Below are 26,833 nucleotides of genomic sequence, written 5' to 3'. Positions count from 1 at the left end.
CGACTCGTTCACGCGTGAGAAGGTCCTTCACAAGCTCAGGATGACAGACGCTTTTTTCTTTTATAGAGATTAATCAACTATACCCGATCCAGCGTCTTCACAATCAACTCGTTGATGACGTTTTCTGAGTTCGTGGCAAACTCGCCGGTGGCGCGGTTGGCTACAATGGCATTCAGCGAGACTACCTCGTGGCCCAGCATACGCCCCAGGGCATAATAGCCGGCTGTTTCCATCTCGAAGTTGGTGAGGCGCAACTCGCCCTCGGCGCTCTGGTGGCGGAAATTCTGGAACTGCTGAATCAAGTCGGGCTGGCGCAGGTCGAGGCGCAGCACGCGGCCTTGCGGGCCATAGAAGCCGGGACACGTGAGCGTGTTGCCTACCACCATGTCGTTGCCCAGCTGCTCACGCAGCAGGTCGGAACCGCGCACACAGTAAGGCCGGTAGGGCAACTGCAACGCTTGCTGAATGCCGGTGGCTACTTCCACCTCCAGGCCCGTTTCCACCAGGGGGTAGAACTGCATCAGCGAATCGAGGCCCACGGCGTGCTCCGTTACCAGGTGAGAACCTACCGGAATATCGGCCTGCAAGGCGCCGCTGGTGCCAATGCGCACGATGCGCAGCTGAATCCGCTCGTCGTGGGGGCAGGCATCCCGCGACACAAAGTCGATGTTGACCAGCGCATCCAGCTCGTTGAGCAGAATATCGATGTTGTCGGTGCCCATGCCAGTCGAAATGACCGTGAGGCGCTTGCCTTTGTAGTAGCCCACGTGGGTCACAAACTCGCGCTTCTGAATCTTGGTTTCGATGGAATCGAAGTGCTGGCTGACCATCGGTACGCGCTCCGGGTCGCCCACCGTGAGGATGGTATCGGAGATATGGTCGGGCAGCAGGTTCAGGTGATAGATGCTGCCGTCTTTATTCAGGATCAGCTCTGATTCAGGAATAGGCATGAGAAAGGTGTTTTAGGTGGGAGAAAGCGAATATAGAAAAAGTGTCATCCTGAGCAGCGCGAAGGACCTGCTCCCGCCAGAACGAATCGTTGCTATGATAGTCGCTCTAGCGGGAGCTGGTCCTTCGCCCTGCTCAGGATGACAACCTATTTATGGCGCCTACCTTACTTGGCAGGCGCTCTATACGACAGCAAGCCCTGCTCAGGGTTATAATTATTGCTGTTTTTGGGGTAGGTGCCGGTGCCGTCGTAGGGGCGCTTGTCGGGGTGCTGCTGGCAGGTAGGCGAGCAGGCGCCTTCCAGCTGTTCGGCGCAGGCTTCGCAGAGGGGCAGGTGGTCGTTGCAGTGCGGGTTGGCACAGTTCACCATACGCGCCGAGGGCGTGTGGCAGTGGTGGCAGGTGGAAATAATGGTGGGGTTCACGCTGTTCACATCCACGGCCACGCGGCCGTCGAAGACATAGCATTTGCCATCGAAATCCTCGCCGCCGGCTTCCAGACCGTATTTAATAATACCGCCGTGTAGCTGATACACGTTCTCGAAGCCCTGCTCCAGCAGAAAGGCACTGGCTTTTTCGCACTTGATACCGCCGGTGCAGTAGGTCAGGATTTTCTTGTCCTTGTACTGCGCCAGCTCCTCTACCTTGCCCGGAAACTCACGGAAGTTTTCGATATCAAGTGTAACGGCGTTTTTGAAGCGGCCCAGTTCGTGCTCGTAGTCGGAGCGCACGTCCAGCACCACCACGTCGTCCTGGTCCTTCATGTCTTTGAACTCCTGGGGCGAGAGGTGGATGCCGGTGCGCTCGTAGGGCTTGATATCGGGTAGGCCCACATGCACGATTTCGGGCTTCACGCGCACGTGCAGCTTCTGAAACGTGTGCGCGTCGGCAGGTTCTACCTTGAACTCCAGCGCCGCAAAGCGCGGGTCAGCCTTCACTACGCGCATGTATTCCTCGCAGTCCGCGCGCCGGCCCGACACAGTGCCATTCAGTCCCTCGGGCGCTACAATAATGCGGCCGCGTAAGTGCAGGCGCAGGCACAAGCGGTGGTGCTCTTCCCGAAACGCTTCGGCATCCTCAATGGGCGCGTAGCAATAATAGAGTAGAACGAGGTAATCCATTTTTCAATTAAAAGTAAGAATCGAAAATTAACATTCTGATTCACTGAATACCCGAACAGAACTTATTCAACTCAACAGATTAGTTTCTGCTTCGAAGCAGCTGTTCTTAACCGACTTTCGCGGCGGGGTTGCCGAATACGGTTTGGTTGGCGGGCACGTCGGCTACTACCACCGAGCCAGCCCCTACCCTGGCTTTCTTCCCGATCTTGACGCCTGCCACCACAACAGCCCCCGAGCCGATAAAGGCCTGATCGCCTACTACCACGCCGGTGTTTAGGATGGCGCCGGAGCCGATTTGGGAGTACTCCCCTACCTCTACTTTGGTCTCTACTACGGCATTGGCTCCAATGATGCAGCCGTCGCCTACCTTGGCGGTGCTGGCCACCACGGCATTGGCGCCTACCAAGATGCCGTGGCCCAGCCAGGCATGCTCGGCCACGCTGGCGCGGGCATGGATAGCGTTGACGGGCGCCACCTCATACTCGTCGTGCAGCATGCCGGTGAGGCTGCGGCGGCTGGCCACATCTTCGGTAGCCACAAACACCTCGCACTTCTTGCCCAGGAGTTTCAGCAGGTCTTTGTTGTCGGTGTTGCCCATGACGGGCACATCGTTTACTTCGGTATTTTGCAATTGGGCATCATCATCGAGCAGGCAGTACACGACCACGTCGTTGCTCAGAAAAGAATCAAGGGCCGCGGTGCCCACGCTCTGTGCGCCCAGAATGATTACAGGATTTTCCATATAAAAGAGAACAGCCCACGCGGGGCCGGAGTTTGCAGCGAAACCACAAAGATACGCCCTACGCTGACAAGCCAAGCGTAGGGCGTTGGGAAGGCCCGGCGAAAGTACCAGGCTACCTGCAAGCGGAATCAGCAAGACAGCCTACTTCTGCCGCAGTTATTGCTGTGCCATTTCACTGGCTCACCGTAATCAGGTAGGTGGCAACCGGAATTTCGGATGGGCCGCCACGGCCGGGGGCGGGCTTCTCGTAGAAACGGACGGTTGCCTGCCCTGGCTTCAAACCGGTCAGCTCGAAGTAGGCGGCGATGGTGCCACCCACTGTAATAGGCGGCTGCTCCCGCTCGTTGGGCGTGGGCTCACGCCGCACAACCAACACTATATCAGCGGGCTCTGTTGAGAATAGCAGTTGCAAGCCACTGGCACCCCGACTGGGGAGAGTTACGGCGTGCTGCTCCTGTACCCGAAGCGTAAGCTGTTGCATTTCCATAGGCGTTGGGCGTTGTATGGTAGCCAGATCAATGCTTTGGGGAGCTGCGTGACAGGCAGCTACAAGCAGCCATAAGGCGCCGACAAAGCAACGCCGCGGGTGGCCAGGGCCATCCGCGGTGCTTGAAGTTGGGTGTACGTTAGGCATACCATTTATGGTACATGGCCGAATCGGTGCCGCGCACGAAGCAGTCGAGCCGCCCGCTGGCCCACGACGACACCCCCACATCGGACGTAAGCACGCCGCCCAGATCTTCTTCGCCCGACCACCGGCTACCATCCCACCACTTGTGCATCAAGCGACTGTTGAGCCCACGGTAGAACGTGTCGATGCGGTTGGGACCCCACGACTCGGCGGCCGGGGCGCCGGCCATCACATTGCCCAGGTTTTCCCAACCGCTCCAGCCACCTTGGAACCAGCGGTGCCACATCTTATTATCCTGGCCGCGGGCAAAGCAGGCGAGCCGCCCACTGGCCCACGACGAAATGGCCGGCGCCGAGGTGATGACGCCCCCCAGGCTTTCCCAGGCATTCCAGTGCCCATCCCACCACATATGCAACATGGCCGAGTTGAGGCCTTTGGCCAGAATATCGATGCGGTTGGGGCCCCAGCTCACACACGCGGGCTCAGAGGAAATTTGGCCTCCCAACCGCTCCCAGTTGCTCCAGCCGCCCTGAAACCACTTGTGCCACAGGGCCTGATCCATGCCCCAGGCAAAGATATCGAGGCGGCCACTGGCCCAGGAGCAGATGGCGGGGGCGCCCTGTATCTGGCCCCCCAGGCTTTCCCAACCCTTCCAGCTCACACCATCCCACCAGCGGTGGTGCACGGCCGAGTCAGTGCCGCGCACTACCACATCAATGCGATTGGGGCCCCAGCTCACGGCCGAGGGGCGCGATGTGAGGACGCCGCCCAGGCTCTCGTAGCCGTACCAGCCGTGCGGAGGTGCCGGCAGCACCACGCCCGTTGCGCCTACCTTCTCGTAGGAGTCGATCTTGCACTGTCCGTAGCCAATCTTGAAGAAGCCTTTATCGCCCCACCCCGGCCCCCAGGAGTTTTTGCAAATCCAGCACTGCTCGGCCTCTGAGTAGCCGATAACTGCCACGCAATGCAGCCCTTCCAGCCCGCCCGTTACGTGTTTATACACACCGGTGCGGTAGTTGTAGAAGTCGCTGTACACTTCAAACACGGCAGCTACCGGCCCCACACTGGTGAGGTGGTTTTTGATCTGTGTGGCCGAGCTGAGCGAAATGACATTGGTAATTTTAGTAATACGGTTGTTGCGGTTGGGCGCCAGGCGGCAGGTAGGCGGGCTGCTCCAGATGTCGTTGTTGGGGAAGGCCGAGGGGTAGGGAAAGCCCGCATCGTCGCACACCCCTCGGCTTTTGATCTGATTGAACGCATCGGGGTGCCACCAACCGCCGCAGTTGGCTCCGTGGCTGGAGCAAAAGTGCTGGTCGGCTTCCGACAAATCCAGCAATTGCCCTTTCTCAATGGAGGCCATCGACTCGGTGACGGCCACTGTGCAAAACGATACGCAGGAGCCGCACCCGCCCTGGTTTTTCACGGGCGTCACGTGGTTGCCGTTGCGGTTACGCCAGTCTACGGCTGGGGCAAAGTTGGCCGTTGCGGGCGCCCCGGCGTTGGCTGGCAGCTGGTAGCCGGCCGGTATCTGCACGCCCAGCAGGGCCTTGCGCTTCAGGTCGGGTAGGCGCGTGATGACGTTTTCGGCCGCCTGCCACGGGGCCTGACTGGTGCGTAGCGCGGTGTTTAACTCTTCAAAACTGAGGGTTGGCATATCTGTAAAGAAAAAAGGTGGAACATTACTAGAAGCAAGCAATCAGACCACAGTACCTTTCTCTTTCAGACACTTACAGAGCACACCTTTATCCTTCACCTAGCCAATAAGGTCTTACCTACGTGCCCCCTTTATTTCTAAGAAGACGGGGGCAAACTGGCAATACACCACCTTACCTACCACTAGTTGGTAGGCCTTGTTCTTCCGTTTTCTGGCAGCAGGGCTGACCTAACCATTCCCGATAACCTTGTCTGAAAGGGTAGACAAGTTTCCGCATTTAACGGTTGGGCTTCATCCGTACCAACACTGAAATTTCGACTGAGCGCGCTGGACTATTGCCCTCAATGCCAGGCCTCAACACCACCTCTTCAGCCAGTGGGCTACATAATTGTTTTGTAGCAACAGCAGCAGCAGAAACGGCAGCAGCACCGTACGGTAGCGGCTGAGGGTACCCAGGTTGGGAGTGGTCAGCCCTAGCAGGATGGCCAACCCCAGGCAGTATATGGCCAGTACCAGAACCAGTGCGAAGGGTAGACGCCCGCCCCTACCCCGCACTACGGCAACAGCAGCGGTGAGCAGCAGCACCAGCAACAGCACATTTTCTATACTGACAGCCAGGTAATTCCACTGTGTGCTTTCCCATAGCCACGGGCGCAACACAGTATGCATGGCGGCAGCTGGTGCATTGCTTAGTACGCTCTGCCAAGTGGGCGCCAGGTGGGCATACTCGATGTGCGGTTTGTGGCGCGACTGCTCCAACATGCCGTAGTAATTGCGCAGCAGTTGGCTGCTGAATCTATTGAAGCGGAAGATTGAATTCACTTCGCTCAGCACCCAGCTGCCTCCGCTCAACAGGAGCATTACCAGGGCCACTTGCACTCCACGCCGCCTCACGCCCAATTGCTCCCCTACCCGGATAAGGGCCAGCCCCAGCAACGCCGCAAACAGCAACACCGCGAAGAAATACCGCATCTTGAATGCCACTATCACCAGCACTACCGCCCCCACTACCGACCACGCACGCACGGGCCGCCCCTCGTAGAGCCAATCCAGTACCAGCGCCGTCAGCCACGCCAGCGTACTCACCAGCAGGCTTTCCTTGGTCAGGCCCGAGGTCCAGTACAGCACCGTGGGCCACAGCAAAAAGGCAATGGGCACCGCCAGCACAGGCGCATCAGGAAAGATGTGGGGAAACCTACGCACCAGTTGCCAGCAGCCCACCAGGCAAAACACTGACAGATACAGTGCGTTCAGCCACACGTTCCCTAGCGAAGCCAGATTCAGCGCCGATAACACCTTGATGAGAAAGAATGTGTTGGAGTACCCGTGGTAAATCAGTTGTCGATCCGCCGCGTGAAACTCATCGCCCAGCAGTGTACCTACCCAGGCTATGGGCGCAGTCCAGAGCTGGTCGGTGAGGGCAACGCCCCAGTACTGGAAATAGCGGGCGTCCTCAGTCAGCAACGCAACAGTTACCAGCGTTATGGCCAGCTTCAAGGTCAGTATTGGCAAAACCAATTTTCCTACCCCCGGCGCCCGTTGCTCTCGACGCACCCAGCGCCACAGCAGCCACAGCAGACCAGTATTTAAGATAAGAGCCAGCAGGATCCTCAACGTAACACGGGTTTGGGTTGCAGAATGCGGCTGCCGATGGCACAGCGCAAGCACTGGCGCGGCTGGCAGTAGCCGTAATGCAGTGCCAGCAAACCCTGCGAGTCGGCAGCAGTACGGTGCTGGAAACCCAGCAGGTCGTAGGTGTCCGTAAGGGCGTTGCGCTCGGCGGGCAGCTGGGTGAGTAGCGTTACGGCCTGCTCTACCAGCTCGGGCTGGCCCACGTGGCGGGCGTAGGCCACGCGCAGGGGCACTACTACGTTGGTTATCAGCAAGTGGGCGCTGGCCCTACCCAGCTGGTGCGGCACTTTGCCGGGCCTGCCCGGCCGGGTGTGCCCTTGCCAATACTCCGATACCGGCGCCGCAAAGAACTGCTCTAGCGTCAGCACGTCCTGGGCCGTGAGCAGGGCATCGAACAGGGCGGGGCGGGCGTGCAGCACGGCGGCCAGCTGGGCCAGCCGCACCGGCGGAAAGTTGGCCGGCCGCAGACGCAGAAAGTTCCAGTCGTGCGGGGCCAGGGCGGCGGCTTTCAGCTGATACTTATGCGCCAGAAACTCGTATTCGGCCCGCAAATCGGCCACAAACAGGTCATGGCGGTTTTCGTCGTTTTCGGTGAGGAAGCCGGCTTGTCCGAACAGCAGCGCTTCCAGTTGGCGCCGGTCGTGGCGGTGGCGGCGCAGTACGGAGAGCGGCAGGGCTTTGGCCAGCCGCTGCAAGGGCTCGGTGTTTTTCTTGAAGCCGAAAGCCGCCAGCAGGGCATGGTAGGCAGTGGCCTCCCAGTCACCGCCCAGGTGCTGGTGTAGGGTTTCGAGGGTAGTGGCTTTCTGCTCCACGCGCTCCAACAAAGTCCGTTCTACCATCATCACCCGCGCAATAACGGGCACTTGCGCCAGCAGCGGCGCGCAGGGTAGGGCGGGCGTTTCGGTGAGCAACTGTTGGTAGCGGCCCAGTAGCTCGGGCGCCAGGCGGCCCTCCAGCACCAGCGCGGGCACCTCAGAGCCGTTGGTGCGGCGCACGGGCTCGTCGGCGTGTAGCACTACGTGCAAAATCACCTGGTCGTATTTGGGGTCGTGCTGATGCTGGTGGCGGTGCCAGTCGGAAGCGCGCAGGTGGATTTCTACGGCGCCGTTCCATTCTACGTCGCCCAGGTGCAAGCGGGCGTTCAGGAAATCGGGGCCGGCATCGTGGTTGTGCAGGCCGGGCTTGAGGATGGTGATGGTTTCGCCGCTGGTGGTGCGTAGGTCGGTTTTATCAAAATACTGGTGCTGCCAGACGTAGTGGAGGAAATCTTCTTGCATAGCAAGTATAAAAGCGCGTGGATATTCTTAGGTAATAATCTCCGTCATCCTGAGCGGAGCGAAGGACCTTTTCACACATGAACAAGTCATTACTCCGGTTAACGTTCACACGCGAAAAGGTCCTTCGCTCCGCTCAGGATGACAGGTAGTTTCGAATCTTACAACCAAAACTTGTCCGTATCTTTTCTTAAAGCAAAAACCGGCCCGCCTCCTTTCGGAAGCGGGCCGGCCAAAACGGCAGCAACGCTGCCAATTAACGCAAGTCTACCACTTTCACACCTTTGTACTTCGATTTGTCGAAGTTGAAGGTAGTGGCGTCTACCGGGGGGTTAGGCTGAAACTGCTTGATGGTGTAGGTATAGCGGTTGCCGTTCTTCTTGAACATCTGCCAGCTCTTCACCGATTTATCGGCCTTGGCCACCTTGATGCGCACCTTATACACGGCGTTAGAACGGTCTTCCGGCGACAGGTCGATGATGTCGATGGCCTGGCCGCCTTCCTTGGCTTCCTGCACGTAGGTGTACTTGTAGCCCTTCTTGTATAAGGTAAATATCTGCGAAGGAGACACTTCCTGATCATCCGGTTCGTAATCAGAGATATTCACCTCGTTCTCAGACTTCAGGTAGGTCCACATGGTTTGGCCGTTGTTGATGACCTCCTGGCCATTCACTTTCAGCCGAAACTTGGGGCCGCTCACGATGATATCGCCATTGATATTTTCCTTCACTTTGGCCTTGTCGTTTTCCAGGGTTTGGGTGAAGTTGGCCCGAAACGCCTTCATCGACTGATACTTAGCGCTCATATCATCGAGAATCTTACCGGCTTTGGGGTCCTGCTGCGCAGTAGCGGCTTGCATAAAAGAAGCAGACAGGGCGAGCAGGGCGAGAAATTTTTTCATTGCAGAAAGTGGTGTAGCGAGCTTGTATAGTAGAGCGAAATACTCAGCGAAGGTTTAAACGGAGAAAACTAAAAGTAGAACAACGTTATGCTCTAATTTTCTCCCGGCTAAGTTCTATTTCTGCATCGTATTCAACAACTGTTCCAAACTATACTCGTCCGGAATAAGCACTTCGCGGGCTTTGCTACCCTCAAATGGCCCCACAATGCCGGCGTGCTCCAGCTGGTCGATGAGGCGGCCGGCGCGGTTGTAGCCCAGCTTCAGCTTGCGCTGTATGAGCGAGGTGCTACCCTGCTGGTGCGTGACGATGACGCGGGCGGCTTCCTCAAACATAGAGTCGCGGTCGGCCGGGTCGAAGTCCTCACCGCCATTACCGCCACCGTCCTCGCCGGCTACTTCGGGTAGCTGGTAGGCATCGGGGTAGCCCTGCTGCTCGCCCACGAAGTCGCAGAGGCGGTCTACTTCCGGCGTGTCGATGAAGGCGCACTGCACCCGGATGATGTCGGAGCCCTGCGAAATCAGCATATCGCCCTGGCCCACGAGCTGGTCGGCACCGCCCGCGTCGAGGATAGTGCGCGAGTCGATTTTGGAGGTCACTTTAAAGCTGATGCGGCACGGGAAGTTGGCCTTGATGATACCCGTAATTACGTTTACGGACGGGCGCTGGGTAGCCACAATCAGGTGAATACCGATGGCGCGGGCCAGCTGGGCGAGTCGGGCAATGGGCGTTTCTACCTCCTTGCCGGCAGTCATCATCAGGTCGGCCAGCTCGTCAATCACCAGCACAATAAAGGGCATGTAGCGGTGCCCCTTTTTGGGGTTGAGGCGGCGCTCCACAAACTTGCGGTTGTACTCCTTCAGGTTGCGGCAGCCGGCATCTTTCAGCAAGTCATAGCGCCGGTCCATCTCCATGCACAGGGAGTTGAGCGTGTTCACTACCTTCTTGGTGTCGGTAATGATGGCTTCCTCGGTATCAGGAAGCTTGGCCAAGAAGTGGCGCTCTATCTTATTGAAGATGCTGAGTTCCACCTTCTTGGGGTCAACCAATACAAACTTCAGCTCCGAGGGGTGGCGCTTGTAGAGCAGCGAGGCCAGTATCACGTTCAACCCCACCGACTTACCCTGACCCGTAGCACCCGCCATCAGCAAGTGGGGCATTTTGGCCAGATCGACCACAAACACCTCGTTGGTGATGGTGCGCCCGAAGGAAATCGGCAGATCCATCTCGGTGTTGATGAACTTATCGGTAGCAAATACCGAGCGGATGCTCACCATCTCCTTCTTGGTGTTCGGCACCTCGATACCGATAGTACCCTTGCCCGGAATAGGCGCGATGATGCGGATACCCAACGCGGCCAGGCTCAGGGCAATATCGTCTTCCAGACTCTTGATTTTGGAGATGCGCACGCCCGCATCGGGCACAATCTCATAGAGCGTGACGGTAGGCCCAATAGTGGCCTTGATGCTAGCGATGTTGATGCCATAGTGCCCCAGCGTTTCTACGATGCGGTCTTTGTTGGCCTCCAGTTCCTCCTTCGTTACCTGGGCTTTGGGGGCACCGTAGTCGTTGAGCAGCTCCAGGGTAGGATACTGGTAACGGGGCAGATCGAGGGTAGGGTCGTAGTTGACGGCGGGCATGGCCTCGGCGTCCTCGTCTTCCTCGGCAATAACAGCCATATCGGCGCCAGCCGAAGGGTCCAGCTCACCGGTTTTATCCTCAATTTCAAAGGGCGCTTCGGGCTTGGCAGGCTCTACGGTCAGCGGCAGTGCCGAGGCTGTGGCAGTTGGCAGCGGTGTATTCTCGTCAGCGAGGTCGGCCAGGGAAAGCGGGGTCGGCACGCGCGATGCGGATGTGGCAGTAGGTGCTACTTCGGGCTCGGCGGTAGGCATTTCGAAGGAGAAGCTCGGGCCACTGGCGGCAGCTTTGGCCGCCACGGCACCCGCGCCAGCCACGGTAGCCGCCGCTCCGGCGGAGGCAGCAATGGCCGGCGCCGCAACGGCCGCTGGGGCCACGCTCAAGGCGACAGCACCACCGGCCACGGCACCCGTACGCACCACTTCCGGCTCGGCGGGAGCAGGGGTAGCGGCCACCGGACGACGGTCGTGCAGGGTGATGTTCAATGCATCGTCGTCTTCGTCTTCTGATTCCAAGGCGTCGTCTTCCACCAATTCTTCCTCGGCAACTGGCGAGAAACGCGGGGCATTACCAGCCCGATTGACCGCAACTTCCGGCGTAGCCACAGCGGGCGCGGCCTCCTCCCCTACCCCCCGGCCCAAGCCCAGAGTAGTCACATTGAAGAAAAACACCACGAAGGAAATCAGCAGGAAAGCCAGGAGCAGCACCGTGCCCCAGCCAATGAGGCTGCTCAGCCACAGGGCCGCCTCGTAGCCTACCCCACCGCTCAGGAAATCGAGGCGATGCGCCAGGATGGGGTCAGCATCGGGTGCCTGCATGCTGATGACCACGTAGCCTAGCAACACGCTCAGCCACAACATCGTAAACAGGCTCAAGGCCAGCACGTAACTCACCGATACATCGGCCCGACGGAACACGATTTTGTAGCCCAAAAAGAACACCACCGGAATGACAGCAAAGGCCGCCACGCCGAAGCCCTTGTAAATCAGGAGCTGGGCGGCCCAGGCTCCTACCAGCCCCAGCAGGTTGCTAGACTCCTGCCCGGCCTCTTTCACGGGTGTGTTAGCCAGGTTCTCTACCACGCTCTGATCGGCGTGCCCCGTGAACAGGAACGACACGAAGGCAATGGTGAGGTAGATGGAGCTGAGCAGGAAGAAAAAGCCCAGGAACAGTTGAAAGCGCCGGTCGCGCAGGAAGCTCAGCATGCCGCCCAGCTTCACGGAAGGTAGGCGCATGGGCGGGCGGGCGGCGCGGGGCGCGGCTTTGGGTTTCTCCTTGTTGCGCGGCTCGCGGCGGGGCTGCTCGCGGGCGGGCGCTACGTCGTCGGCCACGGGGGCCGACGCCCGCGCCGGGCGGGGCTCGTTGGCACGGGAGGCAGGCGCGGTATTGGTTTGCTTGTATGTATTCTTTGCCATTCGGATGCTCACTAAAAAGCCAAATCTAGCAAATTTGAGGGGGAAACGGGGGTACTAAAACCGTAAAACGGTGAAGCAGTGAAGATACTATTTTCACTACTCGATTTGTTTGAACATTCTTTCCGCCGCCGCACTCGCTTGGTTCAACCGAGTTAGGAATATGCTTGAGGGGCTACACCCCGAATCCGGTGGCGTCGCTACACAGAATTGTCTACACGATTGCGGCCGCACGCAGCAACGCTGCTCTCACTCAGCAGAGCCGAGCGAGTGCAACGGCCGTTATTCCCTACCCTCCTACCCTTACTCACCCGGCGCAGCCACCTCATACACAAACAGCTGCCAATACGCCGCGGCGTCGGCTTGCACGGCCAGCAGCCGCAGGCCGCTTTCCTGCGGTCGGGCCAGCCGCGTTGCCGACAGCACGAAGCGCCCGCCTAGCCGACGAAACGCGGCGGCATCGAAGTCCCAGTGCTGCACCACGCGGCGTTGCGTAGCCCCTACCCGAAAGTTTTTGCCCAGCTCGGCCGAGAACAGGTAGCAGCGGTTGCCCCAGGCATCGAAGTAAGCGCGCAGGGCGGGGTCTTTCGCTAGCTCACCTGCTATGAGGGGCCGGAACTGGTGCTTGTAGCGCAGAGGGTAGTTGTTCTGGTAGCTGTCGAGGGTGTAGAAGCCGTTGAGCTGGGCCACGCTGGGCGGCAGGCCCAGGCAGGCCACACGGTAGGCGGGCGGCTCCTGGCCGGTGCGCTCGTGCAGCAAGGCCCGCACCCGCGCAAACAGCCGGGGCGCCACGTAGGCCGCGTAGCTGGGCTCGGTGGTAGGTGCCACGCCTGCCAGGTGGCGCAGGTTGGTGGTCCATTCTGTATTCATAGCCAAGCCCAGAAGCAATTGGGCCACTGCCAGCCCTACCCGCAGGCGGCCAGGGGGTAGAGCACGCAAGCTCAGTAGTAGCAGCACAAACCAGAGCAGCGGTGTGAGGAAGTGGAAACGGCCGATGTTGAAAGTGCGCAGCAGCGGTACGTATGCCTGCAACGCCGTGAGCAGCTGCGGGTAGAAGCCGCAGAAAGCGGCAATCAGCACCAGCACTATTCCCAGCGGCAGCAACTGCCGGCGAAGCCCCCGCCGCGCTGCTGGCTGGCTCAGGGATAGTGCCGCCACCACCGCTGCCAGGATAACGCCCCGAAAAAACAGGCCCGCCAAGTACTTCCCTAGCAGTAGGTAGTGCAGCGTGCTTTTCAGCCCACTGCTGAAACTCATGGGCTTTAGCCGGCTGATAGCAAACTCCACTCGGTGCGAAACGAACTGTTTGGCTAGCAACAAAGAATAAAACAGTGGATACTCCACCACTAGGTAGCTAGCCAGCAACAATCCGGCGCCCAGCAGCACCGCGCCCAGGTGGGCGCGACGGCCGTACCACCAGTCCCACGCCAGCAGCCCTCCAATGCCCGCCAGCAAAAACGGCCCCACATACACAAACATCGACCACAGCGGAAACGCCGACAGTGTGAGCCAGCTCAGCCCGCGCCGCCTACCCTCCCGCAGATTCAGCACGGCCCACAGCACCCACGGCTGCCCTCCCACCGTTAACCCATAGATGGTGTGCATGGGTAGCGTAGCCCAAGCCAGCGCCAGTAGCGCCGCTAGCCCGGCATCGGCGGGCGTACGCAGCCAGTGCGTGCGGGCCAGCGTGTAGAAGCCCAGCAGCGCCACTAGCCGCACCAGCAGGGCGTGTAGCAGGTAGGCCAGCAGCGGGGGCAGCAAGGCAAACAGCTGCATGGTCACGCTCAGGCCGGAGCGCAGGGCGTTGCGGGGTAAGCCGTCCATCAGGGGCGGCACCACCGTGGTGGGGTGGTAGTCCAGTAGCACGCTTAGGCGAGGCAGCAGGTAGGGCGCCACCAGCTCCGAGTCCAGGTTGTCGTCGATAGCCAGGTAGGCGTGCTCGCCCAGCAGCCACACGGGTAGCAGCAGCACTAGCAGCACCAGCAATACTTGGCGCAGCGGCGTGGCAGGAAATCGAAACAAAGCGGGCATAGCGCAAGAGCCAGACAGGAAAACAAAAGTATTCTGCGCCGGCCGGATTTCCTGTCCAGGTTGTTATTCGTAGAAATTCTACTCAGCTTCGCACACTCATTCTGTTCTCCCAATTTTGGGTTTTGCTTTCAACATGCTGTTAAATTCCGCTACTGACTCCTCTGACGGCAGCTCATGCGTCCTCGTGTTTGATGAGGAAAATTACTGGCTGCGTGCTACCTGGAAGGGGTTTGTAGACCAAGGCGAAGCCACCCAAGGCGCTGATCATTACTTGGCTTCCATGCACACCATTAGCTGCCCCTACCTTCTGAATGATAACAGCCAGCTGGTGGGGCCATGGTTTGATTCGATTGAGTGGCTGCAACGGATATGGGCGCCCCAGGCCACCCGACTCGGCCTGCGCTACGTGGCCCACGTTACGCACCGCATGCGCAGTGAGCTGGCCGTATTAGACAAGCATCATCCCTTTCAGGATCAATTTGAAGTTCAGCTTTTTGAGAGTGTGAAAGCCGCTGAAGACTGGCTCCGAGCCTGTCAGAAACGGTAGAGATGGTGAAGTGGTGAATAGAAGAAGGCGCGTGTCATCCTGAGCAGCGCGAAGGACCTTCTCCCGCTAGAGCGACTATCATAACAACGATTCGTTCTGGCGTGAGAAGGTCCTTCGCGCTGCTCAGGATGACACGCGCCCTTTTTACTCGCTACTCACCATTTCACCACTTCACCATTTCAACTCCGCGGGTGGAACTCGGTGATGACCTGTTTGAGGTAGTCGCGGTCGAGGTGGGTGTAGATTTCGGTGGTGGTGATGCTCTCGTGGCCCAGCATTTCCTGCACGGCGCGCAGGTCGGCGCCGCCTTCGATGAGGTGGGTAGCAAAGCTGTGCCGGAACGTGTGCGGACTGATGCTCTTGCGAATGCCTGCCTGCTCGGCTAGGGCTTTGATGATGTTGAAGATCATCACGCGCGACAGTTTGCCGCCGCGCCGGTTCAGAAACACAATGTCTTCGTCGCCGAGCTTCACGTCGAGGTGGGCCCGGATGCCGCTGAGGTAGAAGCCCAGGTGCTTGAGCGCGTCGCGGCCAATGGGCACCAGCCGCTCCTTGCTGCCCTTACCCACCACCCGCACAAACCCCTGATCTACATATACATTGGACAGGCGCAGCTCCGTCAGCTCCGATACGCGCAGGCCCGAGGAGTAGAGCACCTCCAGCAGGGCGCGGTTGCGGGTGCCCTCGGCCGTGCTCAGGTCGATGGCCGCCAGCAGCTGCTCTACCTCGGGGTAGCTGAGGGTATCGGGCAGGTGGCGGCCGGTTTTGGGGGCTTCCAGCGTGTCGGTGGGGTCTAGCTGAAGTAAGTCTTCCATAATCAGGAAGTTGTAGAAAGCCTTGATGCCCGATAAGGTACGGGCCTGGGAGGTAGCGCTCAGGCCCAGCGCCCCCAGCCACGTCAGGAAGGCGCGCAAGTGCTCGGGGGTGATGTGCTCGGGGGTGATGGGCAGCTGGTGCAACTCCAGGTACTGGCGCAGCTTGCTCACGTCGCGGGAGTAAGCCTCCACCGAGTTGCCTGACAATGATTTTTCGAGCCGCAGGTAGCCATCGAATTGCTTTTGCGCGAGAGGCCAAGTCATGGGTGGGGGCTGGGTTGGTGGGGACTGAGAGACCGGGGTACAAGGGACCGAGGACCGGCAAAGGTCGGTGCTTTTTGCAGGTTCTCTCGTTTAGGCTCCCCCCAATCATGGCAAACGTACCTCTTCTGTTGCCGATAGCTACGCTACATTATTGAACTATCGCACGCCTAAGTAGCAAAAATGCTTCATCTTGCTCTTCCATACCGGCCATTAGCACAAGGCACTTTCATTTTCAACCACATGCCATCACCCGTTCTGTCCATCCGCCCCTTCATTGGTGCTCGAGACTTTGCTGTTTCGCGTAGCTTCTACCGCGCCTTCGGCTTCAGCGAAGTGGTTCTTTCGCCGGTCTTATCCTATTTCACTCTACAGAACATAGGCTTTTATTTGCAAGACGCCTACGTGAAAGATTGGGTGGATAACTCCATGTTGTTTCTGGAAGTAGCGGATGTGGAGCAGTATTGGACCGAGCTTGCGGCGCTGGACCTACCCGGCACGTACGAGGGCGTACGGGTTACGCCCATTCGGCAGGAAGCCTGGGGCAAAGTGGGTTTCGTGTATGACCCGTCCGGTATTCTGTGGCACATCGGCGAGTTCAACCGGGAGTAGTAGGTTTCCGGTTGCTCACTCCTTCACAAACCGACTAAATACGATACGTTCCGGCAATTGAAACCGAATCAGGTAGTTGCCGGGCTGTAGGTCGCTGATGGGAATGGTGTGGCCAGGTGTTAGCACGCTCGCCCGCAGCCGCTGCCTGAGCGGTGTGGTTACCTCATAAGGCAGCGGGTGCGCCACATCCGTCACCACTAATTCTGTTCGGGCCGGATTGGGATAGAGTGACAAGGCTGATGCTCTGTTTGCCAGCTCGGCCCCGTTGGTAGCAGGCAACACCAGGGTAGGGTTACCATCGAGCACATACATAGGCTGAAAACCGGTAGATGCATCTTCCGTGTACTCTACCACCCGGGCGTAGTAGCGACGGCTTGGATCGAGGTAGTTCAAATACACTGAGTCCGCAGCCGTATTAGCTACCACGTAAGTACCCACACCCAAGGCAGCCCTACCCTCGCCCCAGACAGTGGCCGCGTAGCGGGTGCCATCCAGCGGAAAATCTGTAAGTGGCTGCTCGGCTTGCAGTAGCACCAGGCGGCGCGTGCCGGTGCCGCGCTGCCAGCGCAGCGTCACACCCACCGAGTCAGGCCGGGCCGTGAGTTTTGATGCGTTGTGGGTAGGCGGCCGTAGATCGTGGGCGGGTAGGCTTGCCGCGCGCTGCACCCCAACCCAACCCAGCTGGTCTAGCTCTTGCCAGCACGCCTCACTGGTTGGGCGGACATTCAGCAGGATAGCCCAGGTGTAGCCGCCAGCCGTGCGCACCAGGTAGGTACCGGTGCCATCCATCTCGCCGCGGTGCCAGCGGTGGCCGGCCGCATTCACCATCCAGCCTTTGCCGTAATGGGTATTTTGGTCCGAGGGCTGCGCCATACTGGTCAGCGTGGCAGGTGTCAGCAAACCCGGCTGCCCGGCCCTACCTTCCACCGCTTGCAGGAGCTGCACCAGGCTGCGGGCCGAGCACACCCAGCCGCCGTGGGCACCCATGGCTTCCAGGTTGAAGCCGCCGTAGGCCGCGGGCACCACCCGCCCCGAGCCGTCGCAGGCTTCTGTTTGGTAGTGGCTCTCATAGGCCACTTCCCGCTCCAATCTATCGGCGGGTAGGTTGCGGCCCAGGTGGGCTTCGAGGGCGCCGGCGGGTTCCAGCAGCTGCTGGCGCACCCAGGTTTCGTAGGGTTGGTGCGTTACGGCTTCCACTAGCTTGCCCAATACCAGGTAGCCGATGTTGGAGTAGGCGTAGTGCGTGCCCGGTGCGGTATTCAGCCCGCGGGTGAGTAGGAAGCGAATCAGGGTAGAGTCGGCTACGGGCGTGGGGGCGTGCAGAGCGTGGGCCACGTGCACCGGGAAATCGATGGGGTCGCAGCCGTCCTGGCCGTCGCAATTGGTCTCGCGGTCCCAGCCGGCGGTGTGCTCCAGCAGTTGCTGCACGGTGATGTCGTAGAGGCGCTGGTCGTGGATGGCATCTAGGTAGTAGAGGCGCCGCAGGTAGCCCTGCGGCCCAAACACTTTATCGGTGAGGCGCAGGCGGCCTTGTTCTACTAGTTGCATGATTGCCAGTGCCGTTATCGGCTTCGACACGCTGGCTACGCGCAGCAGGTGGTGGGGCTGCATGGGGGTGCCCGCCGCATCGGCCGCGCCGAAAGCCCGGGCATACACCACACGCCCCTGCGCGCCAAACGCCACCGAAGCGCCCCGGATATTCCAGCGCTGCATAAACTGTTGCATGGCCCTATCAAACGGCTGAAAGGCAGGTACCGCAACGCCCGTTTGCGCAGCCGCGCGCAGAGAAAATAATAAGCAGATAAAAAGGTGAAATTTCTTCAATGACTTAGCCACTAAAAACGTGCAACATCTATTCTAAAGCCGCTAGGCAGCCCAGGTAGTTATTGCAATTTTTGTAGCACAATTCAGTTTATTAAGATTATTTAAAAAGTATGTTATATAACTTTTTAAATAAAATACACCCGTTCACTTTTCCTTACATGCTTCACTATTTAGCATACAGTAAATTGAATATTATTTATAACGACGTTTTTACCCGTCCCTTCCACGTGGTATACTGCAGCCGTGACAAATCCCGTTACCGGCAGTTATAGCCTTATCCGGCGGCTATTATCGTCCGGCGTCTTTCCTACCTTGCCACTTGGTTTTTGGCACTCGCTTCCATTCGTTCTACGCGTTCTTTCATGCAAATTCTCATTCTCAACGGCCCCAACCTCAACCTGCTGGGCCAACGCGAGCCGGGCATCTACGGCACCCGCTCGTTCGACGACTACCTGCCCGAGCTGCAAGAGGCTTTCCCGAACCTGACCATCACGTATTTCCAGAGCAACCACGAGGGCGAGCTGATCGACAAGCTGCACGAAATTGGCTTCACCTACCACGGCGCGGTGCTGAACGCGGGCGGCTACACGCACACCAGCGTGGCCCTGGCCGACGCCATTGCGGCCATCAACACGCCCGTGGTAGAGGTGCACCTGAGCAACCTGCACGCCCGCGAGGAATTCCGCCAGAAAAGCCTCATCGGCAAAAACTGCGTGGGCAGCATCGCCGGCTTCAAGCTCGACAGCTACAAGCTGGCCCTGCACTACTTTGATGGGCTGCGGCCCAAGCGGGTAGGGTTTCGGGTGTGAAGAAGTGAGATGGTGAGGTGGTGAAATGGTGAGTTTTCGTTCTGTCATCCTAAGTTATCTGTCATCCTGAGCGGAGCGAAGGACCTTATGCCTGCAGAACGAGTCGTTGTTACACTTGTCGTTTTGCGGGCATAAGGTCCTTCGCTCCGCTCAGGATGACATGCGCTTTCTCAATTCACAATTTCACAAGCTCACAACTTCACCATTTCGCCTTTCCCTACCTTTGTTTTTCCTCACTTTCCGACTTTCTCTCCTATGTATACTTTCAATCCGGGGCCGGCTGCTGTGTATCCAGCGGTGCGGCACTACCTAACCGATGCGTATGACCAGGGCTGGCTGTCGGCCCAGCACCGGGGCGAGCGGTTTACCACGCTCATGCGCCAGATTGTGGCCGACCTGAAGACCAAGCTCAACATTCCGCAGGACTACACCATCTTCTTCATGAACTCGGCCACCGAGTGCTGGGAGGTGCTGGCTCAGAGCCTCACGCCGCGCAAGAGCCTGCACCTGTACAGCGGCGCGTTTGGCGAGAAGTGGTATGAGTACGCCAAGGCCCTGCGCCCGGCCTGCGTAGGCTACCCCTTCGGTGTGGATGAGGTGCCCGACGTGGCCGCCCTCCCCCTACCCGACGACGAGCTGGACCTGGTGTGCATCACCCAAAACGAAACCAGCAACGCCACCCAGCTGCGCGACGGCTTCATTCTCAACCTGTTCAACAAAATCGGCAATGCCCTACTGGCCGTGGATGCTACCTCCTCGATGGCGGGCGTGCAGCTGAAGTTCATCAAGGGCGACATCTGGTACGCCTCGGTGCAGAAGTGCTTCGGGCTACCGGCTGGTTTGAGCATCATGGTATTGTCGCCGCGGGCGGTGGCGCGCTTCCGGCATATCAACGAAAGCAGCCACTACAACTCGCTCACGGCCCAGTACGAGAAGATGCTCAACTTCCAGACCACGCACACGCCCAACGTGCTCAACCTCTACCTATTGAGCCGGGTGTTGCAGGACCGGGAGCCCATCAAAACCGTGCACCAGCACCTGCTGGACCGTGCCACCAAGCTCTACGATTACTTCGACCAGGCCACCCAGCTCAAGCCCATGGTCACGAACCCCGAAACGCGCTCTACCACCGTCATCGGCCTGCAAGGCCCGCCCGCCCTGATTGACGAGGTGAAGCGCCGGGCGCTGGAGCAGGGCATGCAGCTGGGCAGCGGCTACGGTCAGTGGAAACCCACCACCCTGCGCATCGCCAACTTCCCCGCCGTGCCCGATGCGGCGTTTGAGCAGCTGGTGCAGTTCTTTGCTCGCGAGTTTGCGTAGGAAGTGTTGAGTTCCGCGAACCATGTGCCCCAGGGCTTCAGCCCTGGGGCACATGGTTCGCGGAACGCACAACTCAACATTCTAAGATGTTCAGTTTAAAAGAAATATTCTCCGTCACGCTTACCCTGTTCGCCATCATCGACATTCTGGGCTCGGTGCCGATTATCCTGCAAATTCGGCAGCGCGAGGGCAAAATTCACTCGGAGAAGGCCACGCTGGTGGCGGGTGTGCTGATGGTGGCGTTTCTGTTTCTGGGGCAGAGCATTTTGTCGCTGTTTGGGGTTGACTTTCAGTCGTTTGCCTTGGCCGGCGCCATCATCATCTTTCTCATTGGCATGGAGATGATTCTGGGTATCGAGCTGTTTCGGCACAATCCGGCGGCTTCGTCGGGCTCCATTGTGCCGCTGGCGTTCCCCCTCATCGTGGGCGCCGGCACCATGACCACCTTGCTGTCGTTGCGGGCGGCCTACTCCCTCCCCAACGTACTGGTGGGCATTGTGTTGAACCTGGTGTTTGTGTACGTGGTGCTGAAAAGCTCGGCCTGGATTGAGCGCAAACTCGGCAAAGCCGGCGAAGACATCCTGCGCCGCGTATTCGGCGTGATTCTGCTGGCCATTGCCATTAAGCTGTTTAAGAGTAATTTTTGAATAGGATCTTGGGGACTTAGGGGCTTAAGGTCTTGGTTGACGTTCAACGATTTGTCAGAACGTCAACCAAGACCCTAAGCCCCTAAGTCCCCAAGACCCTAACAACACCCTATGATTCACCTATATACCGATGGCTCGTCGCGGGGAAACCCGGGGCCGGGCGGCTACGGGGCCATTCTGCGCTTCGGACCGCACGAGAAAGAGCTCACCCAGGGCTTCCGCCTTACTACCAACAACCGCATGGAGCTGCTGGCCGTGATTGTGGGCCTGGAGGCCATTACGCGCCCCGAGCTGCCCATCACCGTCGTCACCGACTCGAAGTACGTGGTAGATGCCGTGGAGAAAAAGTGGGTGTTCGGCTGGGCCAACAAGCCCGATTTCGGCAAGAAAGCCAACGAAGACCTCTGGCGCCGCTTCTTGAAAGTGTACCGCCAGCGCACCGTGCGCTTCCAGTGGGTGCGCGGCCACAACGGCCACCCCGAAAACGAGCGGTGCGACCAGCTAGCCGTCTGGAGCGCCACCCAAGGCAAGCTGCTGGTAGACGAAGGGTATGAAATGGTGAATTTGTGAGATGGTGAGGTTGTGAATGGTCTGTCATCCTGAGCGCAGCGAAGGACCTTATTACGCTAGAACGAAAGACGTAACAACGCCTTGTTCACACGTGATAAGATCCTTCGCTGCGCTCAGGATGACAGACCATTCACTATTTCACTATTTCACTATTTCACCATCTCACCATCTCACCGCCTCGCTGCTGGGGTGGGCGTGTTCAGCGTTTTTGGTACGACAGGTGTTTGGGGCATCACAATGGGCACGGCGCGGGGGGCGGGCTGGCGCACGGCGCGTAGTGGGGTACGGCTTAGTATCAGCGTGTCCTGTTGCAGGCGGGCTTGCAGGAACTGGTAGAGGCGCTGGGTTTCGGCGGGGGTAGGCACGGTATCGGGGCGCTGCCAGGCCACGGCCACGGTGAGCAGGGTGTCGGCGCGGAGGGTGTCGGGGGCTATGTCGGCGAGGGGGCGGGCTACGCTTAGGCCAGCCACGCGTGGGAAGGCGGCGCGCACCTCGCGCAGCACCTGCGCCGCCGAAGGCAGCGGGTTGCTGGCCGGGCTGCTGGTAGTGCGAATGGTAGGTGCACGCGTCAGCTCAGCTTCCAGCTGCATATTCTGGAATAGATTGCGGGCGGCTTCTTCGCTTAGCTGTGCTACTTCCTCTTTGGAAATATTCACCCGCGACACCTGTATTTGGTAGTTCTGAAGGTCGCGCTGTTGCAGGCGGCGCTCCATTTGGGCCACTTGGCGCGGCACCACGTTCAGGCCCGAGAAGTACACCCGCACTAAGTTGGTTGAGTCTGTGTGCGTGATATCCCAGCGCAGCACCTCATTGCCTTGCTTTCGTAAGTTCTCTACTACCACTTCTTCCACAATGCGCCGGTCGCGCTCCTGCCGGTACACGCTCACCAGAAAATAGACGCTGGGAGCCACAATCAGTACTAATAGCAAGCTCATGATAAGCGTAACACGGCGCTGCTGCCCCTCCTCCACGTACGTGCGCTGCGGAAAGCGCATCACCCGCACAATCAGATAGGTAGCCAGGCTGATAAAGGCGGCGTTGATGCAATACAAATACAGTGCGCCCAGAAAAACCGACCAGTTGAGATGGGCCAGCCCAAAGCCAGCAGTACACAGCGGGGGCATCAGCGCCGTGGCAATGGCCACGCCCGGAATAGCATTGGTTTTATCGCGACGCGAGTTGGAGATGATGCCGGCCACGCCCCCAAACAAGGCAATGAGCACATCGAGGAGGGTAGGGTGGGTGCGCGCTAGTAACTCGGGCGTGGCCTGCCCCAGGGGCGTAAGGCTGAAATAGAGCAAGCTGGCACCCAAGCTGATGGCCGTAGCCAGCCCCAGCTGCCGCAGCGCGTGCCGGAACATGGCCGAGTCGTTGATACCCAGGCTCATGCCTACCCCCAAAATTGGCCCCATCAGCGGCGAAATCAACATAGCCCCAATGATGACGGCGGCCGAGTTGGTATCGAGGCCGATACTGGCTAGCAGCGCCGCGCACAGCAAAATCCAGAGCACCGAGCCACGCAACTCAATATTAGACTCAATTTCTTCGATGGTGCCGCCAATGGACGCGCCGGTGCGCAGATTCAGAAAACGGAGTAAACGCAGCAGCATACTGGTACTTTCGGGTAGGAAGAAGAGAACATAGGGCCAACATACGTAAAGCACAACAGGAAAGCTGTCATCTATCTTTGTACGCAGTCCTATTACCTATACCCATCATGGCCAATTCCTACTTCCAATTCAAGCAGTTTCGGGTAGAGCAGGCGCAATGTGCCATGAAGGTGTGCACCGATGCCTGCGTACTAGGCGCTGTGGCAACCGTGGCTGGAGCGCAGCGCGTGCTGGATATTGGCACCGGCACCGGCCTGCTGGCCCTGATGACTGCCCAGCGCAACCCCACGGCCACCATTGAAGCAGTGGAACTGGATGTTGCCGCTGCTGCCCAGGCCGCCGAAAACTTTGCCGCCTCGCCGTGGGCCGGGCGCCTGCACGCTTACCCCGTTAGCCTGACCCGTTTCGCAGCCACTCACCCCGCTCCCTACGACCATATCCTGTGCAACCCGCCGTTTTTCCGGGAGTCGCTACGCTCGCCCAACGCCCAGCGCACCACCGCCCGCCACACCGCCGCCGACACGCTCACGTTCACCGAAATCAGCCGGTTCGCCGCTGATTTTTTAACCGAACAAGGTACCCTCACAGTGTTGCTACCGCCGCCCGAGATGCTGCATTTCGAGCAGGACGCGGCAGCCGAGGGCCTCTACCCTACCGCTCGGCTGGCCTTGCACCACCGCCCCGGCAGCCGGGCGCTGCGCCACATCACGGCGTTTGGGCGGCAGCCGCAGCCGGTGAACACGCAACTACTGCGACTGCATGATGTGGATGATTCGGTGTATTCGCCGGAGTTTCGGGCGCTGCTGGGAGAGTTCTATTTGCACTTGTAGCGCTATACCAATTGCCGAAGCCGGGTGAGTTTATCCTGATAAAATTCTTCGAGCAGATCGTTGCTGACCTGGTCGAACTCGGTGCGGGTATAGTGGCGGCGCACGGTGCCGGCAGCCAGGATAGTTAGCTCGTCGCAGATTTCGGTGAGAGTTCCCAGCAGGTGCGACGTCAGTAGAATGCCGGTGCCGCGCGCCCGCAGCCGCAGCAGTATCTCCTTCACCAGCAGATTGGTACCCAGATCGAGGCCGTTGAATGGCTCATCGAGAATCAGGTAGCGAAAGTCCTGCACCAGCACCGCCAGCAGGGCCAGCTTCTTTTTCATCCCGGCGGAATAGTCTTCGGCGTAAGCATCGAGCGGTAGTTCCAACAATGTATTCCACTCCGTGAAATCCGGCACCGCCCGGCCCCGCGTCTGCAAGCAAAAGGTGAGGTACTCGCGGCCGGTGAGGCGGGGGTAGAAGTAGGGTTCGTAAGGAAGCAGGCCCGTGTGCTGGCGCAGGCTGAAGCCAGTGGTTTCGCGCACCGTGCCGCGGTAGTCGGCTAGCAGTCCGTAGATGCAGTTCAGTAGCGTGGTTTTGCCGGCGCCGTTCACCCCTACCAACCCATGGATGGAGCCAGGCCGCAAATCGAGGCTGACGTGGTGCAGCACGGGCTGCGCGTCGTATGCTTTGTGTAGGTCGCGAACTTCAATCATAACGAAAAGTAGCCAAGCGCCGTCGGCTTTTGGTGAGCAAAACAGGAAATGCCGCCGCAAACAGCGCCTCGTACACGGTATTCAACACAATCAGCAAGCCCAGCGCCACCATGCCCACTTGCATGGTGCGGCTCAGAAAGGCATTGGGGTAGAAGGCGTATTTGGCGAGCAGCGCTCCGGTTAGTACAGCCAAGCTCCACAGCAGCATTCCCAGAGTGCTTACCCATGTGGCCGGGCCAAGGGCCATAACCACCAACAAAGGAGCGGCTGTGAGCACATAATAGATCCACAGGAGCCCTAAGCGCCTCCACAAAAACCCCTTCACCCCGCAGGCGGCCGCAAGCAGCATAGTAGCTGGCTCGGGGCCGTGCCATAGCAGCTCAGTACCCAGAGCAACCACAGCACCGCGGCGCCGGCTGCCACAATGGGTTGCTGCTGCCACACAGCTACGCCCAGCAGCCCCAGCCACACTACCGCGCCGCTGCCCTGTCGCCAGCCCCCTACCCACTCAAACGCCTCCGCCCGAAACAGGCTGCTCCTACCCTGCTTACGCACCCGCACGGCCGGCACCGGCAGCCACGGCACGGCGGCAGCGGCCAGCACCGTTGCTACCGCGGCGCCTACCCGGCCATGCGCCAGCAGGACCACCTCGGCTGGGCTTAGCAGCAACGCATACTCTACAGCCAGCCACTGCCGAAAGGCGGGGGCAACTGCTTGCAGAAATGCCAGGTCGTTGCGCCGCCAGTGGGCGCTGAGGCACAGCCACATACCCAATAGAGGCACTGCCCATTGGCCTGCCGCATGGTGGGCCGCCGTAAGTAGCACTTTGCTACTTACGGCCAGCAGCATCGCTCCCAACAGTAGCAACCGCCACCATCCTAGCTCCAGCAGGTGCCGCCCTACTATCCGCAGGCGCAATAGAAGATACGCGTTCATGCGCAGTACAACGGTAGATAGAGGTTCATCTATATAGAATCAGTTTTTATTATGTGCTATACTATTATGTCTGTTTAGGAATGTTAAACTCCGAAAAGGAACCAACATACCCACAATACTTGTATACATGAACAACTATTCATAAGTTTGCATACCCCGATGACTCCTTCGCCTACCCCCGACGCTGAACTGAACCTCACCACCGAGAAGATGGAGAAGGTGGCATTTATTCTCAAAACCACGGCGCACCCTACCCGCATTGCCATCGTGCAGCTGCTTTCCAACCACGAGAATCTGTCGGTGACGGACATCAGCGAGCAGCTGGGGGTAGAGCAAAGCCTGCTTTCGCACCATTTGTCGGGCATGAAGCTGAAAGGCATCTTAAGCTCTCACCGCGAGGGCAAAAACATTTATTACGCGCTGAAAATGCGGGAAGTGGTAGACGTTATTCAGTGCTTGGCCGCCTGCACGTTTCTGTAGGGACGGTCGTTTTTTTGCTTTAACACATGAACACTTTATCATAAATTCATTCGTTCACTTGTTTCTCATGCTTTCACTTCTGGGCTATTTCGCGGCAGTTTTTATCGGCCTTTCGCTAGGCATACTGGGCGGAGGCGGCTCTATTCTGACTGTGCCCGTGCTGGTGTACCTGATGGGTGTGAGTCCGGTGTTGAGCACGGCGTATTCGCTGTTTGTGGTGGGCTCTACCTCGGTGGTGGGCGCCTCGGGGTATTTCCGCCGCGGGCTGGTGTCGTTAAAAACGGCAGTGGTATTTCTGCTCCCCTCTTTGCTGGCCGTATTTGTGGTGCGCAAGCTGCTGCTGCCCGCCATCCCGCAGGTGCTGTTTACGGTGGGCAGCGTGGTGTTCACTAAGGATTTGCTGGTGCTGGTGGCTTTTGCGGTGCTGATGGTAGGAGCCGCCCTATCCATGATTCGCGCCAAGCAAGCCGAACAACTACTAGATGAAGAGCTGCACCACGCGCCCACCTTCAACTTCCCCCTGATTTTGGGCATTGGCTTGGTAGTGGGGCTGCTCACAGGCTTTGTGGGAGCCGGCGGCGGCTTTCTGATTATTCCGGCGCTGGTGCTGGGCGCCCGCCTACCCATGAAGCTGGCCGTGGGTACGTCGCTGGCCATCATTGCCCTCAATTCGCTTATCGGTTTCAGCGGCGATATAAGCGCGGGCACCCCTATCGCCTGGACGTTTTTACTTGGCTTTCTGGCTTTTACGCTGATAGGCACTGTGCTGGGTATTTACCTGGCCCGTTTCATTCCCGGCACCAAGCTCAAGCCCGCTTTTGGCTGGTTTACCCTAGCTATGGGCTTATTTATTCTGCTGCGCGAATTGGTTTTTGGGCCCTAAACCGCACGGCCCT

25 protein-coding genes are annotated in these 26,833 nt (G+C 59.0%); 9 read left to right on the top strand and 16 right to left on the bottom strand.

Going from position 1 to position 26,833, the window contains the following annotated elements; translation table 11 throughout:
* Window positions 1-77 precede the first annotated feature (77 nt).
* From H8B15_RS01420 to H8B15_RS01375, 10 genes are all read right to left on the bottom strand, one after another.
* On the bottom strand, window positions 78-950 hold the full coding sequence (locus H8B15_RS01420) for a nucleoside phosphorylase (protein ID WP_187317866.1): 873 nt from the start codon (window positions 948-950) through the stop codon (window positions 78-80).
* A gap of 164 nt (window positions 951-1,114) precedes the next feature.
* Window positions 1,115-2,068, bottom strand: coding sequence for an oxygen-dependent tRNA uridine(34) hydroxylase TrhO (gene trhO, locus H8B15_RS01415; RefSeq protein WP_187317865.1), 954 nt, complete (start codon window positions 2,066-2,068; stop codon window positions 1,115-1,117).
* Window positions 2,069-2,174: 106 nt separating this feature from the next.
* Complete coding sequence (locus tag H8B15_RS01410) at window positions 2,175-2,810, bottom strand: NeuD/PglB/VioB family sugar acetyltransferase (protein WP_187317864.1); 636 nt, start codon at window positions 2,808-2,810, stop codon at window positions 2,175-2,177.
* A gap of 172 nt (window positions 2,811-2,982) precedes the next feature.
* A complete protein-coding gene (locus H8B15_RS01405) occupies window positions 2,983-3,297 on the bottom strand; it encodes a protease inhibitor I42 family protein (protein WP_187317863.1) in 315 nt (104 codons plus the stop codon).
* A 139-nt stretch (window positions 3,298-3,436) separates the two neighbouring features.
* A complete protein-coding gene (locus H8B15_RS01400) occupies window positions 3,437-5,095 on the bottom strand; it encodes a DUF8189 domain-containing protein (RefSeq protein WP_187317862.1) in 1,659 nt (552 codons plus the stop codon).
* Between the two features lie 354 nt (window positions 5,096-5,449).
* Window positions 5,450-6,709, bottom strand: a complete 1,260-nt coding sequence (locus H8B15_RS01395) for a hypothetical protein (protein ID WP_187317861.1) — start codon at window positions 6,707-6,709, stop codon at window positions 5,450-5,452.
* Complete coding sequence (locus H8B15_RS01390) at window positions 6,706-8,004, bottom strand: DUF2851 family protein (RefSeq protein ID WP_187317860.1); 1,299 nt, start codon at window positions 8,002-8,004, stop codon at window positions 6,706-6,708. The genes H8B15_RS01395 and H8B15_RS01390 overlap by 4 nt, the downstream gene beginning before the upstream one ends.
* 253 nt (window positions 8,005-8,257) lie before the next feature.
* On the bottom strand, window positions 8,258-8,902 hold the full coding sequence (gene lolA1, locus H8B15_RS01385) for an outer membrane lipoprotein periplasmic chaperone LolA1 (protein WP_187317859.1): 645 nt from the start codon (window positions 8,900-8,902) through the stop codon (window positions 8,258-8,260).
* A 114-nt stretch (window positions 8,903-9,016) separates the two neighbouring features.
* Complete coding sequence (locus H8B15_RS01380; protein ID WP_187317858.1) at window positions 9,017-11,953, bottom strand: FtsK/SpoIIIE family DNA translocase; 2,937 nt, start codon at window positions 11,951-11,953, stop codon at window positions 9,017-9,019.
* A 300-nt stretch (window positions 11,954-12,253) separates the two neighbouring features.
* On the bottom strand, window positions 12,254-13,981 hold the full coding sequence (locus H8B15_RS01375) for a DUF6044 family protein (protein WP_187317857.1): 1,728 nt from the start codon (window positions 13,979-13,981) through the stop codon (window positions 12,254-12,256).
* A 133-nt stretch (window positions 13,982-14,114) separates the two neighbouring features.
* Between H8B15_RS01375 and H8B15_RS01370 the strand changes: the two genes are divergently transcribed.
* Window positions 14,115-14,528 carry a hypothetical protein gene (locus tag H8B15_RS01370; RefSeq protein WP_187317856.1) on the top strand — a complete coding sequence of 138 codons (414 nt, stop codon included), beginning with the start codon at window positions 14,115-14,117 and terminating at the stop codon, window positions 14,526-14,528.
* A gap of 179 nt (window positions 14,529-14,707) precedes the next feature.
* Here the strand turns inward: H8B15_RS01370 and xerD are convergent, their stop codons facing one another.
* On the bottom strand, window positions 14,708-15,607 hold the full coding sequence (gene xerD, locus H8B15_RS01365) for a site-specific tyrosine recombinase XerD (RefSeq protein WP_187317855.1): 900 nt from the start codon (window positions 15,605-15,607) through the stop codon (window positions 14,708-14,710).
* A 240-nt stretch (window positions 15,608-15,847) separates the two neighbouring features.
* Here xerD and H8B15_RS01360 point away from each other — a divergent pair, with 240 nt between their 5' ends.
* Complete coding sequence (locus tag H8B15_RS01360) at window positions 15,848-16,216, top strand: VOC family protein (RefSeq protein WP_187317854.1); 369 nt, start codon at window positions 15,848-15,850, stop codon at window positions 16,214-16,216.
* A gap of 15 nt (window positions 16,217-16,231) precedes the next feature.
* Here the strand turns inward: H8B15_RS01360 and H8B15_RS01355 are convergent, their stop codons facing one another.
* Window positions 16,232-17,941, bottom strand: a complete 1,710-nt coding sequence (locus tag H8B15_RS01355; RefSeq protein ID WP_281383857.1) for a serine hydrolase domain-containing protein — start codon at window positions 17,939-17,941, stop codon at window positions 16,232-16,234.
* Window positions 17,942-18,402: 461 nt separating this feature from the next.
* Between H8B15_RS01355 and aroQ the strand changes: the two genes are divergently transcribed.
* From aroQ to rnhA, 4 genes are all read left to right on the top strand, one after another.
* Window positions 18,403-18,849, top strand: a complete 447-nt coding sequence (gene aroQ, locus H8B15_RS01350; RefSeq protein ID WP_187317852.1) for a type II 3-dehydroquinate dehydratase — start codon at window positions 18,403-18,405, stop codon at window positions 18,847-18,849.
* Between the two features lie 255 nt (window positions 18,850-19,104).
* Window positions 19,105-20,169, top strand: coding sequence for an aminotransferase class V-fold PLP-dependent enzyme (locus H8B15_RS01345; protein ID WP_187317851.1), 1,065 nt, complete (start codon window positions 19,105-19,107; stop codon window positions 20,167-20,169).
* A gap of 86 nt (window positions 20,170-20,255) precedes the next feature.
* A complete protein-coding gene (locus tag H8B15_RS01340) occupies window positions 20,256-20,816 on the top strand; it encodes a MarC family protein (RefSeq protein WP_187317850.1) in 561 nt (186 codons plus the stop codon).
* A gap of 111 nt (window positions 20,817-20,927) precedes the next feature.
* A complete protein-coding gene (gene rnhA, locus H8B15_RS01335; protein ID WP_187317849.1) occupies window positions 20,928-21,386 on the top strand; it encodes a ribonuclease HI in 459 nt (152 codons plus the stop codon).
* A 170-nt stretch (window positions 21,387-21,556) separates the two neighbouring features.
* Here the strand turns inward: rnhA and H8B15_RS01330 are convergent, their stop codons facing one another.
* Window positions 21,557-22,996: a DUF389 domain-containing protein gene (locus H8B15_RS01330; RefSeq protein WP_187317848.1), complete on the bottom strand. Its 1,440-nt coding sequence runs from the start codon at window positions 22,994-22,996 to the stop codon at window positions 21,557-21,559.
* A 107-nt stretch (window positions 22,997-23,103) separates the two neighbouring features.
* Between H8B15_RS01330 and H8B15_RS01325 the strand changes: the two genes are divergently transcribed.
* Window positions 23,104-23,826: a tRNA1(Val) (adenine(37)-N6)-methyltransferase gene (locus tag H8B15_RS01325; protein ID WP_246455263.1), complete on the top strand. Its 723-nt coding sequence runs from the start codon at window positions 23,104-23,106 to the stop codon at window positions 23,824-23,826.
* Between the two features lie 2 nt (window positions 23,827-23,828).
* On the opposite strand, the gene H8B15_RS01320 is transcribed toward H8B15_RS01325, so the two are convergent.
* The 3 genes from H8B15_RS01320 to H8B15_RS01310 form a co-directional block, all read right to left on the bottom strand.
* A complete protein-coding gene (locus tag H8B15_RS01320; RefSeq protein ID WP_187317847.1) occupies window positions 23,829-24,521 on the bottom strand; it encodes an ABC transporter ATP-binding protein in 693 nt (230 codons plus the stop codon).
* Window positions 24,514-24,768: a hypothetical protein gene (locus H8B15_RS01315; protein WP_187317846.1), complete on the bottom strand. Its 255-nt coding sequence runs from the start codon at window positions 24,766-24,768 to the stop codon at window positions 24,514-24,516. The genes H8B15_RS01320 and H8B15_RS01315 overlap by 8 nt, the downstream gene beginning before the upstream one ends.
* Window positions 24,769-24,842: 74 nt before the next feature.
* Window positions 24,843-25,457 (bottom strand): hypothetical protein, encoded by a 615-nt coding sequence (locus H8B15_RS01310; RefSeq protein ID WP_187317845.1) that lies wholly within the window; start codon window positions 25,455-25,457, stop codon window positions 24,843-24,845.
* A gap of 159 nt (window positions 25,458-25,616) precedes the next feature.
* On the opposite strand from H8B15_RS01310, the gene H8B15_RS01305 reads away from it, so the two are divergent.
* The gene (locus H8B15_RS01305; RefSeq protein WP_246455262.1) at window positions 25,617-25,937 is read left to right on the top strand and encodes an ArsR/SmtB family transcription factor; all 321 of its coding nucleotides are present in this window, start codon (window positions 25,617-25,619) and stop codon (window positions 25,935-25,937) included.
* Window positions 25,938-26,004: 67 nt separating this feature from the next.
* Window positions 26,005-26,820, top strand: a complete 816-nt coding sequence (locus H8B15_RS01300; protein ID WP_187317844.1) for a sulfite exporter TauE/SafE family protein — start codon at window positions 26,005-26,007, stop codon at window positions 26,818-26,820.
* Window positions 26,821-26,833: the final 13 nt, after the last annotated feature.

The sequence above is a fragment of the Hymenobacter citatus genome, assembly GCF_014333615.1.
GTDB lineage: Bacteria > Bacteroidota > Bacteroidia > Cytophagales > Hymenobacteraceae > Hymenobacter > Hymenobacter citatus.
Note: the sequence above shows the minus strand (reverse complement) of the source record. Positions and strands in the feature narration are given on the sequence as shown.

What these genes read in the sequence shown, in the direction of transcription:
- H8B15_RS01420 (WP_187317866.1), bottom strand. Translation starts at nt 950, where the DNA reads ATGCCTATTCCTGAATCAGAGCTGATCCTGAATAAAGACGGCAGCATC.
- trhO (WP_187317865.1), bottom strand. Translation starts at nt 2,068, where the DNA reads ATGGATTACCTCGTTCTACTCTATTATTGCTACGCGCCCATTGAGGAT.
- H8B15_RS01410 (WP_187317864.1), bottom strand. Translation starts at nt 2,810, where the DNA reads ATGGAAAATCCTGTAATCATTCTGGGCGCACAGAGCGTGGGCACCGCG.
- H8B15_RS01405 (WP_187317863.1), bottom strand. Translation starts at nt 3,297, where the DNA reads ATGGAAATGCAACAGCTTACGCTTCGGGTACAGGAGCAGCACGCCGTA.
- H8B15_RS01400 (WP_187317862.1), bottom strand. Translation starts at nt 5,095, where the DNA reads ATGCCAACCCTCAGTTTTGAAGAGTTAAACACCGCGCTACGCACCAGT.
- H8B15_RS01390 (WP_187317860.1), bottom strand. Translation starts at nt 8,004, where the DNA reads ATGCAAGAAGATTTCCTCCACTACGTCTGGCAGCACCAGTATTTTGAT.
- lolA1 (WP_187317859.1), bottom strand. Translation starts at nt 8,902, where the DNA reads ATGAAAAAATTTCTCGCCCTGCTCGCCCTGTCTGCTTCTTTTATGCAA.
- H8B15_RS01380 (WP_187317858.1), bottom strand. Translation starts at nt 11,953, where the DNA reads ATGGCAAAGAATACATACAAGCAAACCAATACCGCGCCTGCCTCCCGT.
- H8B15_RS01375 (WP_187317857.1), bottom strand. Translation starts at nt 13,981, where the DNA reads ATGCCCGCTTTGTTTCGATTTCCTGCCACGCCGCTGCGCCAAGTATTG.
- H8B15_RS01370 (WP_187317856.1), top strand. Translation starts at nt 14,115, where the DNA reads ATGCTGTTAAATTCCGCTACTGACTCCTCTGACGGCAGCTCATGCGTC.
- xerD (WP_187317855.1), bottom strand. Translation starts at nt 15,607, where the DNA reads ATGACTTGGCCTCTCGCGCAAAAGCAATTCGATGGCTACCTGCGGCTC.
- H8B15_RS01360 (WP_187317854.1), top strand. Translation starts at nt 15,848, where the DNA reads ATGCCATCACCCGTTCTGTCCATCCGCCCCTTCATTGGTGCTCGAGAC.
- H8B15_RS01355 (WP_281383857.1), bottom strand. Translation starts at nt 17,941, where the DNA reads ATGCAACAGTTTATGCAGCGCTGGAATATCCGGGGCGCTTCGGTGGCG.
- aroQ (WP_187317852.1), top strand. Translation starts at nt 18,403, where the DNA reads ATGCAAATTCTCATTCTCAACGGCCCCAACCTCAACCTGCTGGGCCAA.
- H8B15_RS01345 (WP_187317851.1), top strand. Translation starts at nt 19,105, where the DNA reads ATGTATACTTTCAATCCGGGGCCGGCTGCTGTGTATCCAGCGGTGCGG.
- H8B15_RS01340 (WP_187317850.1), top strand. Translation starts at nt 20,256, where the DNA reads ATGTTCAGTTTAAAAGAAATATTCTCCGTCACGCTTACCCTGTTCGCC.
- rnhA (WP_187317849.1), top strand. Translation starts at nt 20,928, where the DNA reads ATGATTCACCTATATACCGATGGCTCGTCGCGGGGAAACCCGGGGCCG.
- H8B15_RS01330 (WP_187317848.1), bottom strand. Translation starts at nt 22,996, where the DNA reads ATGCTGCTGCGTTTACTCCGTTTTCTGAATCTGCGCACCGGCGCGTCC.
- H8B15_RS01325 (WP_246455263.1), top strand. Translation starts at nt 23,104, where the DNA reads ATGGCCAATTCCTACTTCCAATTCAAGCAGTTTCGGGTAGAGCAGGCG.
- H8B15_RS01320 (WP_187317847.1), bottom strand. Translation starts at nt 24,521, where the DNA reads ATGATTGAAGTTCGCGACCTACACAAAGCATACGACGCGCAGCCCGTG.
- H8B15_RS01315 (WP_187317846.1), bottom strand. Translation starts at nt 24,768, where the DNA reads ATGGCCCTTGGCCCGGCCACATGGGTAAGCACTCTGGGAATGCTGCTG.
- H8B15_RS01310 (WP_187317845.1), bottom strand. Translation starts at nt 25,457, where the DNA reads ATGAACGCGTATCTTCTATTGCGCCTGCGGATAGTAGGGCGGCACCTG.
- H8B15_RS01305 (WP_246455262.1), top strand. Translation starts at nt 25,617, where the DNA reads ATGACTCCTTCGCCTACCCCCGACGCTGAACTGAACCTCACCACCGAG.
- H8B15_RS01300 (WP_187317844.1), top strand. Translation starts at nt 26,005, where the DNA reads ATGCTTTCACTTCTGGGCTATTTCGCGGCAGTTTTTATCGGCCTTTCG.